General features: G+C 72.1%; 12 protein-coding genes. 8 read left to right on the top strand and 4 right to left on the bottom strand.

Going from position 1 to position 15,309, the window contains the following annotated elements; genetic code table 11:
* The first annotated feature begins 2 nt into the window (after positions 1 to 2).
* From wecB to ACZ6Y1_RS02740, 7 genes are read left to right on the top strand one after another with little or no spacing between them, the layout of a single operon-like run.
* The gene (wecB, locus tag ACZ6Y1_RS02770; RefSeq protein ID WP_469621517.1) at positions 3 to 1,124 is read left to right on the top strand and encodes a non-hydrolyzing UDP-N-acetylglucosamine 2-epimerase; all 1,122 of its coding nucleotides are present in this window, start codon (positions 3 to 5) and stop codon (positions 1,122 to 1,124) included.
* 27 nt (positions 1,125 to 1,151) lie between these two features.
* Positions 1,152 to 2,036 carry a Wzz/FepE/Etk N-terminal domain-containing protein gene (locus tag ACZ6Y1_RS02765; protein ID WP_469621514.1) on the top strand — a complete coding sequence of 295 codons (885 nt, stop codon included), beginning with the start codon at positions 1,152 to 1,154 and terminating at the stop codon, positions 2,034 to 2,036.
* A complete protein-coding gene (locus ACZ6Y1_RS02760; RefSeq protein ID WP_469621511.1) occupies positions 2,008 to 3,660 on the top strand; it encodes an oligosaccharide flippase family protein in 1,653 nt (550 codons plus the stop codon). The genes ACZ6Y1_RS02765 and ACZ6Y1_RS02760 overlap by 29 nt, the downstream gene beginning before the upstream one ends.
* Before the next feature lie 5 nt (positions 3,661 to 3,665).
* Positions 3,666 to 4,772, top strand: coding sequence for a right-handed parallel beta-helix repeat-containing protein (locus ACZ6Y1_RS02755; RefSeq protein ID WP_469621508.1), 1,107 nt, complete (start codon positions 3,666 to 3,668; stop codon positions 4,770 to 4,772).
* Complete coding sequence (locus ACZ6Y1_RS02750) at positions 4,769 to 5,578, top strand: glycosyltransferase family 2 protein (protein WP_469621505.1); 810 nt, start codon at positions 4,769 to 4,771, stop codon at positions 5,576 to 5,578. Before ACZ6Y1_RS02755 ends, ACZ6Y1_RS02750 begins: the two co-directional genes overlap by 4 nt.
* Positions 5,579 to 5,619: 41 nt before the next feature.
* Positions 5,620 to 6,297, top strand: a complete 678-nt coding sequence (locus tag ACZ6Y1_RS02745; protein WP_469621502.1) for a class I SAM-dependent methyltransferase — start codon at positions 5,620 to 5,622, stop codon at positions 6,295 to 6,297.
* Positions 6,291 to 7,271 (top strand): class I SAM-dependent methyltransferase, encoded by a 981-nt coding sequence (locus tag ACZ6Y1_RS02740; RefSeq protein WP_469621499.1) that lies wholly within the window; start codon positions 6,291 to 6,293, stop codon positions 7,269 to 7,271. The genes ACZ6Y1_RS02745 and ACZ6Y1_RS02740 overlap by 7 nt, the downstream gene beginning before the upstream one ends.
* A gap of 10 nt (positions 7,272 to 7,281) precedes the next feature.
* Here ACZ6Y1_RS02740 and ACZ6Y1_RS02735 read toward each other — a convergent pair whose 3' ends face one another.
* Positions 7,282 to 8,253: a glycosyltransferase family 2 protein gene (locus tag ACZ6Y1_RS02735; RefSeq protein WP_469621494.1), complete on the bottom strand. Its 972-nt coding sequence runs from the start codon at positions 8,251 to 8,253 to the stop codon at positions 7,282 to 7,284.
* Positions 8,199 to 10,220 carry an O-antigen ligase family protein gene (locus tag ACZ6Y1_RS02730; protein WP_469621490.1) on the bottom strand — a complete coding sequence of 674 codons (2,022 nt, stop codon included), beginning with the start codon at positions 10,218 to 10,220 and terminating at the stop codon, positions 8,199 to 8,201. The genes ACZ6Y1_RS02735 and ACZ6Y1_RS02730 overlap by 55 nt, the downstream gene beginning before the upstream one ends.
* Positions 10,221 to 10,308: 88 nt before the next feature.
* Here ACZ6Y1_RS02730 and ACZ6Y1_RS02725 point away from each other — a divergent pair, with 88 nt between their 5' ends.
* Positions 10,309 to 10,935: a hypothetical protein gene (locus ACZ6Y1_RS02725; RefSeq protein WP_469621485.1), complete on the top strand. Its 627-nt coding sequence runs from the start codon at positions 10,309 to 10,311 to the stop codon at positions 10,933 to 10,935.
* Positions 10,936 to 10,952: 17 nt separating this feature from the next.
* On the opposite strand, the gene ACZ6Y1_RS02720 is transcribed toward ACZ6Y1_RS02725, so the two are convergent.
* Both ACZ6Y1_RS02720 and ACZ6Y1_RS02715 read right to left on the bottom strand, forming a co-directional pair.
* The gene (locus ACZ6Y1_RS02720; RefSeq protein ID WP_469621482.1) at positions 10,953 to 12,002 is read right to left on the bottom strand and encodes a glycosyltransferase family 2 protein; all 1,050 of its coding nucleotides are present in this window, start codon (positions 12,000 to 12,002) and stop codon (positions 10,953 to 10,955) included.
* The gene (locus ACZ6Y1_RS02715; RefSeq protein WP_469621479.1) at positions 11,999 to 15,301 is read right to left on the bottom strand and encodes a DUF4082 domain-containing protein; all 3,303 of its coding nucleotides are present in this window, start codon (positions 15,299 to 15,301) and stop codon (positions 11,999 to 12,001) included. Before ACZ6Y1_RS02715 ends, ACZ6Y1_RS02720 begins: the two co-directional genes overlap by 4 nt.
* Positions 15,302 to 15,309 lie beyond the last annotated feature (8 nt).

Genomic DNA, 15,309 nt, shown 5'->3' with positions numbered 1-15,309 from the left:
CCGTGGGCAGCCCGAAGCGGATCATCTGCGTCGCCGGAGCGCGACCCAACTACATGAAGATCAAACCGGTGATGGACGCACTGGAGCGCCGCGGCGCCGAGGTGATCCTGGTCCACACCGGCCAGCACTACGACGAGTCCATGAACGACGTCTTCTTCCGCGACCTCGGCATCCGCCGGCCCGACCGGTACCTCGGCGCCGGATCCGGCACCCACGCCGAGCAGACCGGCCGGGTGATGGCCGCGTTCGAACCGCTGGTGGACGAACTCGCCCCGGACGCCGTGGTGGTGGTCGGCGACATCAACTCCACGCTGGCCTGCGCCCTGGTGACGGCGAAGGCCGGCCCGCTCCTGGCCCACGTGGAAGCGGGCCTGCGCAGCCGCGACTGGTCCATGCCCGAGGAGGTCAACCGGGTCGCCACCGACCGGCTCAGCGACTACCTGCTGGCCCCCTCGCCCGACGCCGCCGCCAACCTACGGGCCGAGGGCTACCGGGAGGACCAGATCCACGTCGTCGGCAACGTCATGATCGACACCCTCCTCGCCAACCTGGAGCGGGCCCGGCGCTCGGACGTACTCGACCGCCACGGCCTGACCCGGGGCGGATACGGCCTCGTCACCCTGCACCGGCCGGCCAACGTCGACGACCCCGCGGCCCTGGCGGGCCTGCTCAAGGCCCTGGGCGAGATCGCGGACCGCTGCCCGCTGCTGCTGCCCGTGCACCCGAGGGCCGCCGAGCGGCTGGCCGAACTGGGCGTACCCGGCGGCATCACGCTCGTACCGGCTGCCGGATACCTCGACTTCATCGCCCTGCAGGACGCCGCCCGCCTGGTGCTCACCGACTCCGGAGGCGTCCAGGAGGAGACCACCGCGCTGGGTGTGCCCTGCGTGACCCTGCGGGAGAACACCGAGCGCCCCGTCACGGTCGAGCAGGGGACCAACGTCCTCGCGGGCACGGACCCCGGACGCGTCGTGGCCACCGTGAACCGGGTACTCGACGATCCGCCCGCGCCCCGCTGCCCCGAGCTCTGGGACGGCCGGGCGAGCGAGCGCATCGCCGAGGTCCTGCTGGAGGGCGGGAGCCGGCACACCCGGCCCCGGCCCACCGACCTCGTCCCGCAGTAGACACGCAGTTCAGAGAAGGGGAAGACCTTGGATCTCGCCGAAATCTGGCGGGTCATGCGCAGGCGCTGGTACGTACTGATACCCGGGCTGGTGATCACGGCGGCGCTGGCGGCCGCCGTGCACCTCCTCGTCCCCGTGGAGTACCAGTCGCAGAGCACGGTGACCCTGCTGAACTCCAAGAAGGCCACGGAGGCCTTCGACGGCAACCCCTTCCTGAGCACCCAGACCTCGCTCACCGGTATGGCCGACGGCCTGGCGCGGAACCTGAACTCCGACGGGGCCGTCGCCGACCTGAAGGCCATGGGCCTCACCGGCAAGCACGAGGCGAAGATCGCCGACAACGCCCTCGGCCCCTTCATGTGGCTGACCGTCACCGGAACCGACCGGGCGGCCGTCCTCAAGTCGGACCAGATCCTCACCGCCTACGCCCAGAAGCGGCTGGACGAGTTCCAGGCCCAGCAGACGGTGCGGCCCGAGGCCATGATCAGGATGGCCACGATCGTGCCGCCCCAGGAGCCGGAGCCCCAGACCAAGTCCCGGATCCAGTTCCTCGTCATGGCGTGCGCGCTGGGCTTCGTACTCAGCCTGGTCGCCACCTTCTTCGTGGAGGCCCGCAAGCGGCGCGGCCCCGGCAGGCACCGCCCCGATCCCGGCGAGGACCAGGGGGACGGGCCGGAGGCGCAGGCCCCCGAGCCGCAGGAGCTCCCGGCCGCCCCCGCCTCCCGGAGCGAGGAACCGGCCGTGGAACGGACGCTCGGCATCCGGCGGCCGCCCTCCTGGGCGCGGTCCGGCCAGGACGGGCCGGCGGCCGCGCGGCCCGCGGCGCCGACGCCCGCCATGGCCGCGCCGACCACCGCCGAGCCGCTCGACGAGGAGCCGACCCATGGACACCGTCCGCACACCGGACAGTGAGACCGGTGCGCCGGGCGGAGCCCCCGTCCAGCCGCCGCCCGCAGCCGCCGTCGCGCCCTCCCTCGGCCGGAAGGTCCGTTCGGCCGCCCGGTGGAGCCTGATCAACACCCTGGTCCTGCGCCTGGGCAACTTCGCGACCGGCATCGTGCTGGCACGCTTCGCGCTGGGCCCCGCGGAATGGGGCGTGTACGGCGTCGCGCAGACCGTGCTGCTGGTCCTGCTGTCCGCGAACGAGCTGGGCGTGAGCCTGGCCATCGTGCGCTGGGAGGGGGACCCGCGGCGGTTCGCGCCGACCGTCCTCACCCTCAGCACCCTCTCCAGCGGCGTGCTGTACGTGGCGCTGTTCGCGGCCGCGCCGACGGTGGCGGGCCTGCTCGGCTCGCCGGACGCCGTTGGCGTCCTGCGGGTGATGTGCCTGTGCGTGCTGATCGGCGGGGTGGCCGCGGTGCCCGGCCAGTTCCTCACCCGTGAGTTCGCCCAGGGCAAGCGGATGGTCATCGACGGACTCAACTTCGTGGTCAGCACCTCGGTGACGCTGCTGCTGGCCTTCGCGGGCCGGGGCGCGATGAGCTTCGCCTGGGGGGCCGTGGCGGGGAACACCGTGACGCTGATCGGCTGCTGCCTGGCCGCACCGGGCACCCTGAAGTACGGCTGGGACCGCGGGCAGGCCCGGGAGCTCCTGAGGTTCGGGCTTCCGCTGGCGGGGGCGAGCCTGCTGGCCCTCGCGGTGGTCAACGTCGACACCATGCTGGTCGGCGCGACGGTGGGCAACGTGGCCCTCGGCTTCTACGTCCTCGCCTTCAACATCTCCGGCTGGCCCGTGCGGATCATCTCCGAGGCCGCCCGGAGGGTCGCCTTCGCCGGCTTCTCCCGCCTGGCCGAGTCGCCGCAGGCGCTCGCCCAGGGCTTCAGCCGCGCCCTGGGCGTGGTGATCACCGGCACCGTCCCGCTGTGCGTCCTGCTGGCCGGCTTCGCGGCGCCGGCCATCGAGCTGATCTACGGGAGCCAGTGGACCGCCGCCGCGCCGGCCCTCCCCTGGCTGATGGCCCTCGGCCTGATCCGCATCGGCAGCGAACTCGCCTACGACTGCCTGATCGCGGTCGGGCAGCGCCGGTCGCTCTTCCTGGTGCAGGGCCTGTGGCTGCTGGCCCTGGTCCCGGTGCTCCTCGCCGGCGCCCGGCTGAACGGCATCGTCGGAGCCTCCCAGGCCCATGTCCTGGTCGCCGGCGGCCTGGTGGTGCCCGTGTTCCTGTACGCCCTCAGCCGCGGCGGCATCGGCGTCGGCTGGGTCGCGAAGGCGTGCGCGTGGCCCTTCCTCGGCGGCGCCGTGATGGCCGCGACCATCCTGGGCGTGGAGCGCCTGCTCGGCGACGGCCCCCTCGCGCTCGCGGCAGCCGGCACGCTCGCCCTGGCCGGCTACACGCTGTGCGTACTGGCCGGCCGCGGCTTCCTGCGCGGCACCGACAGCGGCGACAGGCCCCGCGGCTTCCTGCGCGGCGGCCGGTCCCGCGGCGGCCGATCCCGTGGCGACCGGCCGCACGGTGACGGCCCCCGCCACGGCCCCCGCCACGGCCGGCGCCGTTCGTCCGCACCGGCCCGCCCCACCCGACCGGACACGAGGTGAACCCGATGCCACGGCGCATCAGCCGACACCCGCTCGCGGGACTGCTCCTCCTGACCCTCCTTGCGGTCACGGGCGTCGCCTGCTCCGGACCGGACCGGTCCGCGCTGCCGGACTGCCCCGACTCCGCCCGCACCTGCCCCGCGAGCGGCTCCCCGGCGTCACCGGGCTCCGCCGCGCCCTCCGCGGGCGGCCCGGCGACGGGCAGCCCGGCCGCCTCCCCCGCCCCTCCGGCGAAGCCCACCGCGACGGCGGCCGCCACAAGCCCCCCCGGCGCACCCGCCGCCAAGGCCGCCTGCGCCTCCTTCAGCGCCTGCGGCTTCCCCGACGCCTCCACCACCGGTCCGCGGATCCCGCTCACGCCCCACAAGACCGGCTACCTGGCCGTCCGCGAGAACGGGCTCGTCATCCGGGGCTGGGACATCACCGGCTCGCTGGACATCTACGCCAACGACGTCACGATCATCGACTCCAAGATCACTTCGGACAGCTGGTGGGGCATCAACCTGCGGCCCGGCTTCAGCGGCCTGCGGGTCCTGCACTCCACCATCACGGCGGTGCCGGGCAAGGGCCCGGACAACGGCGGCGTGGACTACGCGGTGTCGAACATGGGGGGCAGCTCCATCGAGGTCGGCTGGTGCGACGTCTCGGTGTTCGGCGACGCCCTGTCCATGGGGCAGGGCAACCTGCACGACAACTACGTCCACGACATCGTCCCGTTCGTCAACCTCGGCGGCGAGTGGCAGCACACCAACGCGGTGATCAGCGGCGGCGGCAACACCGGGGAGCTGATCATCCGCCACAACACCCTGCTGAACCCGACCGGCCTCAAGGAGGGCGCCTCGGGCAGCATCGGCCTCTTCGCGGACACCGGCGTGGTCCGCAACGTCACCGTCGACAACAACTGGATCGCCGGCGGCGCCTACGCCCTCTACGGCGGCAGCACCGGCGCCACCGGCATCAAGGTCACCGACAACGTCTTCTCGACGGAGTACCACCCGGCCGCCGGCGGATACGGCGTGGTCGCCCACTGGAACCACAGCGGCCCCGGCAACGTGTGGCGGAACAACCGGATGTCCGACGGCCGCCCGATCGAACCCGAGCCGGCCCCGTGAGCGGCCTCGTGCGCGGCCTCGCGCGGGCGCCCTGGACGCTGCTCAAGGCGATGTTCGGCTGGCTGGTCCTCTTCGAGACCAGGAACAAGGTCCTGCTGGCCCCCGGCGCACTGCGCCTGCGGCGCACCGAGGACGCCGAGACCCGGCGGCTGGCCCGCGTCCTGGCCGCACCGCCCTCGGCGCTGGTCGCCACCGTCATCGCCACCCACCGGCGCCCCGAGCAGCTGCGAGCCGCCGTGCGCTCGGCCCTGGACCAGACCGTCCGGGACCAGGTCGTGATCGTGGTCGACGACGGCGCCGGACTCCCGGAACTTCCCGAGGACCCACGGCTGTTCGCCGTCTCCCTCGCCCGCAACACCGGTGTCGCGGGCGTCGTGCGCAACGTGGGCATCCGCCTCACCCGCTCGCGGTACGTGGCCTTCCTGGACGACGACAACCTGTGGGAACCCGACCACCTGGAACGGGCCCTGGCGGCCCTGGAGCCCGCCGGAGGCCCCGACGCCGTCTACACGGCGCTGCGCCGGGTCCTGCCCGACGGCAGCGAGCAGGACGTCCTGTCCGTGCCCTGGGACCGGCGCCGCGCCGCCCGCGAGGCCTTCCTGGACACCAACGCCTTCGTCGCCCGCCGCAACCGCTCCCTGCACTTCAGCCGACTGCGCCGGACCCCGGAGGTGCTGCCCCGGGAGGACTGGGAGCTGATCCGCCGGTACGGCCGCCGGCACCGGGTGCGCCACCTGCCGCACCCCACCGTCCGCTACCTCATGAACCCGGCGAGCTTCTACACCCGATGGCAGCAGTCCAGTTGAAGCCCGCCTCTCTTCCGCTCCGACCACAGGTGGTTGATCCGATGCCCCGATCCCGGGCCCTCCGAAACAAGTTCGTCGACGCACCCGGCTCCCTGGGCGAACGACTGCGCATCGCCCGCTGGGAGCGTTTCCGGCGCTGCTTCCCCGGCATCGAGAACATGCGCGTCGTGGACCTGGGCGGAACGGCCGAGATGTGGCTGCGCGCACCCGTGCGCGCCAAGCACGTCCACCTGATCAACCTGGAGGAACACCCCGCCGAACTTCCCGACTGGATCACCGCGGAGACCGCCGACGTCACCGACCCCGCCGTAGCCGCCGAACTGAGCGGGCACGGCGGCTACGACCTGGTGTTCTCCAACTCGACCATCGAGCACGTGGGCGGCCACAGCCAGCGCCGCCGGTTCGTCGCCGCCGTCGAGCGACTGGCGCCGCTGCACTGGATCCAGACGCCCTACCGCTACTTCCCGGTCGAACCACACTTCGTCGCGCCCGGATTCCAGTTCCTGCCGCTGGCCGCCAGGACCCGGCTGGTACGGCACTGGCCGCTGGTCCACAGCCGTCCCGACAGCCCGGAGTCGGCGATGAACGCCGTGGTCAACATCGAGCTGCTGGGCCGCACCGAAATGAGCTACCTGTTTCCCCGGTCGGTGCTCCTCAGCGAGCGGGTGCTCGGGGTCACGAAGTCGCTGACCGCCGTACGAACGGAGCGCGCATGCTGAACAACCTGATCAACCGGCACGACGCGGACCGGCTGCTGCGCAAGGTGCGCCGGCTGGAACTCGACCCTGTCCTGGCCAAGCTGCGGGTGCGCGGCGGCGCGCGCGTGGTCCAGCACTGGTCCCAGGTCGACCCGTCGCTGACCGAGTGGTGGGCGATCCCGGCGGTCATCAAGCGCTGGAACCTGCTGATGACCGGGGACGCGGAGACCTCGTTCCCCCAGTACGTGGCCGCCGAGCACTTCGCGCCGCGCACCGACCTGCGCGGCCTCTCCCTCGGGTGCGGCACCGGCGGGAACGAACTGCTGTGGGCGAGGACCGGCGCGTTCGGCCTCCTGGAGGGCGTGGACGTGGCGCAGCAGCGGATCGACTTCGCCACCCGGACCGCCGCCGAGGAGGGCCTCGCCGACGTGCTGCGCTTCCGGGTCACCGACGTCAACCGGATGACCAGCGACGGGGAGCGCTTCGACGTGCTGCTGGGCCTGCAGTCCCTCCACCACTTCGACAACCTCGGCGAGACCCTCCCGAGGCTGTCCCGGCTGATCGAGCCCGGCGGGACGTTCGTGATCGACGAGTTCGTCGGCCCCACCCGCTTCCAGTGGACCGACGCCCAGCTGGACGCGGCGAACGCGCTGCTGGCCCGGCTCCCCGAGGAGCGGCGGCGCCTGGCCGACGGCCGGATCAAGCACCGCGTCGTACGCCCCAGCAGGCTGTCGATGGTGCTGGACGACCCGTCGGAGGCCGTCGACGCGGCCGCGCTGCTGCCGGGCCTGCGCCGCCACTTCGAAGTCGTCGAGGAACGGCCGTACGGGGGCACGGTGCTGCACATCGCGTTCTCGGGCATCGCGCACAACTTCCGGGACCAGCAGCCGCAGACGCTGGACCTGCTGGAGGAGTGCTTCGCCGCGGAGGACGCGGCGCTCCCGGAAGTCGGGCACGACTTCATCGCCATGGTCTGCCGCCCCCGCGGCGGCTGACCACCGGCGGTCAGGGCCCCGGCGTCGCGCGCAGGGCGCCCGGCCGGACGAGTGCGGCCGCGGCCGCACGCGCCGCCGGGCGCCCGAGCGCGGCCCGGGAGGTCTCCCGCAGCAGGACCGCGGCCCGGAAGGCCGCCGTCGCCACCGGGCCGTGCCGGCGCTCGTAGAGCCGTACCCGGTTCAGCGTCAGCAGGGTCCACAGGCGCGGTGAGACCTGCGAGTCCCCGCCGAGGTGGATGGCCGAGGCCGCCGGCTCCAGCCGGGTCACGAAACCGCGGTCCCGGGCCCGCAGGCAGTACTCCGTCTCCTCGGAATAGAGGAAGAACGACTCGTCCCACGGGCCGCAGGCGGCGATGCAGTCCGCGGAGAGGGCCATCAGCGCCCCCGTCGCCCAGTCCGCGCGCGTCGCCCGCTCGTACGCGGCGGAGTCGGTGACCAGCTCGCTCAGGCGGGGGAAGCGCCCCGCCCGGCGGTTGCCGATGACGGCCTCCCCGAGTGCGCGGGTCACGCTCGACTCACGGCGCAGCGAGTGCACGAGGGTGCGGCCGTCCTCCTCGTACAGCAGCGGCACGCTGATCCCGACCCGGTCCCCGTCGCCCGCGGGCGCGCCCAGCCCGTCCACGAGCAGCTTGGCGCAGCCCGGCCGCATCCGGATGTCCGGATTGCAGACGAGCGCCGCCCCGAGCCCGTCCTCCCCGTCGGCGGCGGCACCGAGGGCCGCGTTCACCCCGGCCGCGTACCCGGCGTTGCGCCCGGTCTGCACGACCGTCGCGTCCGGGGCCAGGGAGCGGATCACCTCCACGGTGTCGTCGGCCGAATCGTTGTCGGCGACGACGAGCCGCCAGTCGAGCCCCGTCATGGCCTCCGGCAGGGAGGAGAGGAACTCCGGGAGCACCGCGGCACTGTTCCAGGTGACGACGACGACCGCTACGGGACCGGAACCGCCGGCCGCGCGGCGGGGGGCTGGGCTGTCGAACCGCATGAGGACTCCAGGGTCGGTGGCTGCGGCGCCGCGCGCCGGATGAAGCCGAGGTAACTGCCCCCCGCGGCGATCGTCAGGAAGAACATCCCCGCGAACATCGGGAAGCTGAGGGCGTCGAAGGTGGCGCTGCTGACCAGGGCGACGAGGGCGGAGGCGAAGAACGCCTGCCCCAGCTCCCGGTCGGACTCGTCACGGGCGAGCCGGCGGATGGCGCCGCCCTGGTGGATCCCGGTCAGGAACAGGGCCAGGAGGGCGGCCAGCCCGAGGAAGCCCATCTCGGCGAGCGTCAGCATGTACTGGTTGTCGGTGAAGAAGTAGAGCTCCGGGATGAAGGTCCCCAGCCCCTGCCCGAACAGCGGCCGCCCCTCCAGATAGGGCACGATCGCGCTGTACTTGACCGTACGGGCCTGCGTGCTGCTGTCGGAGTTGGCCAGGAAGGACCCGAACAGGGTGGTGATGGTCCCGATCAGGCCGGGGACGATGACCTTGAAGCAGGCCACCGAACCCAGCAGCAGGCCGATCGCGGTCCACCGCCGCTGCGGCTTCCACCGCGGCACCATCACCAGCACCACGATGAACGCACCGATGATCGACGTCCGCGACACCGTCAGCGGCAGCGAGCCGCCCACCAGCACCACCGGCAGCCAGCGCCGCCACCACTTCAGATGCGCCCGCACCGGATCGAAGGCCTGCTGGATGGCGAACGGCAGCAGCAGCGCGAGCATCCCGCCGAACTCCAGCGGATGCGCCGTCGTGGAGCGCGGCCGGGTGAAGGCGCCGCGGTCCATGGCGGCGAGCTGCGGGACGCTCGAAGAGAGGCCGGGGATGGTGATCTGGTCGGCGATGTTCGTGGCGGCGAAGAAGTCGTAGTAGCCGATGGCGGCCACCACCGACGCCATCACCACGGCCCGGCGCAGCAGCGTGTCGAGCCGCGCCCGGTCCTGGACCGCCGCGGAGACCAGCACCACCAGGGACACCCACACCAGCAGCCCGATCAGCCCGCGGTCCGCCCCGAGGAGCTCCTTGCGCGAGGCGCCCCGGGTCGCGTTCGACAGGTAGGCGGCCAGCACCGCGACCGCCAGCAGGCACATCACCACCCGGGGCAGCCGGGTCCCCGGAGCGGGCCGGATCCGGCCGGTCATCCACGCCGCCAGGTACCAGAACAGGCCCAGCAGCGCGAACACGTTGGCCGGTGTGCCCACACCGCCCATCCCCGGCAGCGTCATGTTCGAGGGGATGAAGAAGGCCAGCACCAGATAGCCGGTGAGCAGCGTGACCGCGTCCAGCTGACGGCCCCGCGCCCGCCTGCGGGCACGCCACGCGCGCACCGTGCCGCCGGACCCGGCCGCGCGCCTGCGGCGCACCGCCACCACCACGGTCTCGGTCAGGAAGGACAGCGCGAACCCGGCCGTGGTGCAGACGATGAGGACGCTGAGCACCTGCTGGTAGCGCGTCTTGAGCTGGGGACGCGGTATCTGCGGCTGCACCACCAGCGTGGTCTGCGCGAAGTACGCGGGCGCGACCTTCGCCGCCGTCTGGAGCGCGGCCAGCTGCTCCCCGGCGAACTCGGTGAGGATCTTCGTCTCCCGCAGGACCTTCTCCCGGTCGGTGCCGGTGACGGACAGCGTGAGCATCGGACCCGAGGCGTTCACGGCGAAGGAGACCGTGTACGGGTCCGTCACCCCGAGACCCCGCAGGTCCCGCGCCGCGTCCGCCCCCGACAGGGACCTGATCAGCACGTCCGCGGTCACGACCAGCGTCCCGCCCGCGTTGGCGATGGGATTGCCGAACGCGGGTGCCAGCTCGGACACCGCCTTGGAATCGGTCAGCGTCACCGAACTCTGCGACTGGTAGGACACCGGCACCGACCGGTACAGGTGGCCGGCCGCGAGCAGCCCGATCAGTGCCATCGGCACCATCACGTACCAGCGGCGCCGGAGCACCGCGAGGATTTCACCGATGGTCACGAACACCCCTGGGAGCTACCGGATTTGATGGCGCGCCGACACGTGTCCTGACAGGATCGATCACGACGTGGGGAACGGAAGGAATCGTGTGTCGCCTGGTGAGCTGGTCCGAGCGCTGCTCCGGCGCTGGTACGTCCTGGTCGTGGCGCTGGCGCTGGCGGCCGCGGGAGCCCTCCAGGTGCTGCGCCCCAGCCCGACCTACCTGAGCTCGGCGATCGTCGTACTGAAACCACCGATGACCGGCACCCAGCCGAACCAGCTCGTCAACCTGCAGCCGCCGCTCGCCGCCGTCTCCTACGCGGCCGTGCGGCAGCTGGAGTCGAGCGCCGGAACCGAGGAACTGCGTGCGGCGGGGGTCGAGGGAACCTACCGGCTGATCCCGCGCAACAGCGGCACCAGCGTCACTCCGCGCTACCTGATCCCCAGCCTGCAGATCCAGGCGGAGAAGCCGGCGCCGGCCGCCGCGGACGCGACCGTCAAGAAGATCATCGAGGTCTACTCGAAGCACCTGACGGACCTGCAGACCGCGCAGGGCATACCCGAGGGGGCACGGATGAGCATCACCCTCCTGGTGCCGCCGAACTCCGTGGCCCAGAGCGGGACCAGGAGCCGCGGCCTGGCCGGCCTGGCGCTGCTGGCCCTGGTGACCGGAGTACCGGCGGCCCTGTGGACCGACCAGCTGCTCGCCCGCCGTTCCCGACGGGCGAGCAGCTGACTGGAACAGACGGCGCATCAGATTCCTCGGCGCTTCCAGGAACGCCACCACAGCCACTCGCGCCCCCGGTCGGCGACGGCCGACAGCACGAGCGGCTGGAGGTACGGCATCACCCGCGCCCCGATCCGGCGGCGCAGCCGCAGCGCCCGGTACTCGCCGAGCCCGGTGTAGCCGCCGGGCAGGCACTCGGCGGCGAACGCCACCAGCTCGTCCACCGGTACGACCCCGGTGCGCCCCCGGTCGTACGCCCGGTAGGCGCGCCGCAGCGCGTACCGGGCGAGCCGGGTGCGCGCCGCCCGTGACAGCCGTTCGGCGTCCGGCAGCAGCCCGCCGCACTTCTCCAGCACCGAGTCGAAGGCGACGAGGCGCTGGCGGAGGTCGTCGAGCTGGCCGCCGAAGTCCGTGGTGGACATGTTGTCGCCGTGGACGCGGTAGAACGCCTGGTCGGCGCCGCTGACGTAGCCGACGTCGGCGTGGGCGGCGAGCCGCATCCACATCTCGATGTCACCGGCGTGCGGGAGCTCCGGGTCGTAGCCCCCGACCTTGCGCTGGAGACTCGTGCGTACCACCACCTCGGGCGAGGTGATGCACCCCGTACCCTCCCGGAAGCGGCGCTCCAGCCACCAGTGGCCCGGGTAGACCACCGACCCGGTGGACCGGGTGCGGGCGGCGGGAAGCGGGCCGCCGTGCCGGAACCGCAACGGCCTGCCGTAGGCGAAGCCCGCCTCCGGGTGCGCGTCGAGCAGGGCGGCGGCGCGCACCAGCGCCCCGGGGACCAGCCGGTCGTCCGCCGAGAGCAGGGCGACGTAGTCCCCGTCGGCCCACTCCAGCAGTCCCTCGTTGTAGGTGGCGATGTGGCCCCGGTTCCGCTCGTGGACCCGCACCTCGATCCGCGGGTCCTTCGCCGCCAGGGCTCGTGCCACCTCCGCCGAGTCGTCGGGCGAGGCGTCGTCGATGATGAGCACCCGGACGTCGACGCCCTCCTGTTCGTCCAGGACGCTCTTGACGCAGTCGGCCAGGAAATGGCCGTACTTGTAGCAGGGGATCACCACGCTGACCGTGCTCACTGGCCGGACACCTCCGAGGTGGAGGCGGGGTCGGCGAGCGCTGCGGGCGGGGTGGTGGTGAAGACCGGGCCGACCCAGTAGTTCACCGAGCCGAACGTGCTGGTCGGGAAGGCGGAGGAGGCGCCGTACTTGTACAGGCCGTTGGCCCCGCCCGAGCCGTCGGCCGGGGCGACCAGCGGGTAGGAGCGGTGCGCCGCCGTGAAGTAGCCGCCGTCCACGGAGTAGTTGCCGTTCGGCGCGTGGTAGGAGGCCACGTACGAGGTCCCCGCGGTGATGGGCACCGGGGTGGCGAACTTGAGCTGCTGCCAGCCGGTCAGCGTCTCGCTGCCGAAGGTGCCGGTGGCCAGCAGCGTGCCGTTGGCGGACCAGAGGCTGCCCGTGTGGGTGCCGGTGTTGTTCGGGCCCTTGTAGAAGGTGACGCCGGTGATGTAGCCGTCCACCGCCGACTGGAAGCGGGTGCCCAGCTCCACCGAGTTGGTGTCGTCACCCACGTTGGCGGTGCTCGGAGTCGTCGTGCCGGTCCACAGCGTGCACGGGCAGTTGACCGCCGGCGGTGTTGTGCTGGTGGTGAAGTTCCACGTCACCGGCGCCGCCATGGCGTTGCCCCACAGGTCGGAGGCCTGCACGGACGCCGTGTAGGTGGTACTGAGCGCGAGCTCGCCCGCCGGCGTGAAGGTGGCGCTGTTCGACGCCGGCAGCGTCTTGGTGCCCGGCACCGCGTTGCCCCCCGAGTCCTTCAGCGTGAACACCAGCGTGTCCGCGTCGATGGCCCCGCTGAAGGTCGCCGACACCGACGCCGTGATCGCCGTGCCCGTCGCCGCGGACTGCGGCGAGATGCCGGTGACGCTGGGCGGCGTGGTACTGGCCGTGGCCGTGTCCAGGACCGCGTCCACCCAGTAGTTGCTGCCCGAGGACGCGTTGTTCGGGAAGCCGCCCGTGGCGCTGTAGCGGTAGACGCCGTTGCCGCCGTCGGTGCCGCTCTTCAGCGCGGTGAACGGGGCCAGACCGGCGTCGGACGAGGCGAAGGTGGTGTCGTGGGAATAGCCGCCGTGGGGTGCGAAGTAGGAGGCGATGTAGGTGGTGTTGGGCTTGATCGGCACCGGGGAGGAGAAGTTCAGCTGCTGCCAGCCGGACGCCGTCTCGTTGGTGAAGGTACCGGTGGCCAGGCGTTGGCCGGTGCTGCTCCACAGGCTGCCGGTGTGGGTGCCGGTGTTGGCGGGGGACTTGTAGAAGCGGACGCCGGTGATGGAACCGGGCACCGACGAGCGGATCTTCACGCCGAGCTCGACCGCACCGCCGTCACCGGCGTTGACCGTGCCCGGCACGGTCGCGGCCGGCCAGACGGTGCAGGGACACTGCTGCGGACCGACGGTCAGCGGCACCGTGGTGGTGGCGCCCATGTTCACGCTGTCGTCGACCGCGCGGACCTTGATCTGGGCCGCGCCGGGGACGGTGGGGGTCCACGTGTACGTCCACGAGCCGAGGCCCGTGGTCGCCTTCCAGGTGGTCCCGCCGTCGGTGGAGACCTCCACGCGGGCCACCACCCCGCCGCCGGTGTCACTCGCCGTGCCCTTGATCGTCACGGGCCTGAGGGCCGGCACGGTGGCGTTCACCGCCGGGCTGGTCACCGTGACGGAGGGGCCGGCGGTGTCCGTCGAGGCCGTCGCGGCGACCAGGTTGCTCTGCAGGGACTTCGGCTGGACGCCCATGTCGGCGAAGAGGTTCACCGTGGCCTGCTGCATCCGCTTGTCCTCGGTGACCACCGCATCGTCCGGATTTCCCGTGGGCATGTTCGTCAGGCCCCAGGACCACTGCACCGTGCCCGCCCCGAACACCAGGGCGTGCGAGGTCTGGTCGCGGAAGGCGAGCAGGCTGTGCGTCGCGGTGCCGTTGCCGTAGGTGTTGCCGTAGTCGAGCCGGAGCTTGCCGTCGGTGATGTCCACCGTGGTCGACGACATCGCGATCTGCCCGGGCGGCCGGTAGCCGTCCTCCACGTCGCTGTCCCATTCGTAGCCGAGGGTGCCGACCGGGAACGTGGCGGTCTGGGAGGGGGTCAGGGCCGCGACGGTGGTGTTGCGCCACAGCCGCATCCTGGCGAACGAGCCCGGCACGGTGATCGCGTCGGCGCGGTAGCCGTTCACGCTGAACAGCGAGCCCGTCAGCTGGTTCTGCGGCTGGTAGGTCCGCCCGTTGGTGCCGCTCGCCGGGTCCATCCAGGTGCCCGTCCAGATCCCGCTCGGGTCGGGCACGCCGTTCGGAACCGGGAAGGACAGCTTGGTCTCCTTGTAGCAGACCAGCGTCCGGTTGGCGGTGTTCGCGCCGTCGATGCTCGGGGCGAGACGGGTCTTCCAGAAGACCTCGTTGCCGCTGAAGTACGTCTGGTTGACCCCGGCCCGGCGCGCGTTCAGCGCGTTGGTGAACTGGTCCTGGGTCCAGTACTCGTCGTGTCCCGAGGACATGAAGACCTTGTGGTTCTGCAGCTGGGTGGCACCCCGGGCCGACACGTCGATCCCGGACATGTAGCTCACGTCGTACCCGTTGCGCTCCAGCCACGCGATCATCTGGTACTCGGAGCCGTAGATCCCGTTCTCCCCGCCGATGTCCATCGGCCGGTTGTAACTGACCTCGTACGCACGCCCGTCGGGGGCGGGCCCGGCGCCGTCGTACAGGTCCTGGCCGCCGTAGTTGTTGTACGCCTGCCAGGTCTGGTCGCTGGTCTGCACCACGATGTCGGAGTGGCTGGAGTCGTTGCGGACGACGAACGGGTAGGGCATCACGCCGTTGCCGTCCGCCTGGTCGAAGTTGGCGATGTACAGGCCGGAGACGGCGTCCGCCGGCACGGTCCACGACGCGGTGACCGGCCAGTTCCCGCAGTCGACCAGACCCGTGGAGGCCTTGGTCGCACAGCTCTTGGGACTGCCGCCCTGCGCGAAGTTCGCCGGATACGTCTGCGCCGCCTGGGCGGCGGTGGACATCAGGCGGGCCCCGCTGCCCCCGTAGTGGCCGAGCCGGTAGACCGATACGTGGTACGCGGTCGGCGACTGGATCTTGAACTGCACGGTCTCGCCGGCCTGGACACTGGTCTGGGCCGGGAACCCCTTGATGTCGCCGTAGGCGCTGGGCGCGAACCAGTCGGACATGGGAGTGCCCGGCTTGGAGTTCTCGCACACGATCGCGTTGCTCCCCGGCCCGCACGGGTCGGCCGCGGTGGCCACCGCGGACGGCGGCAGGACCGTGGCCACGAGGGCGGCGACCACGGTGAGGAGACCGTACCGGAGTTGCCTTCTCCGTCTGTTCATCTGTACCT

It is taken from the genome of Streptomyces sp. NPDC053432, assembly GCF_055585365.1.
The sequence above is the reverse complement of the archived record's forward strand: the minus strand, read 5'-3'. Positions and strand labels throughout refer to the sequence as shown.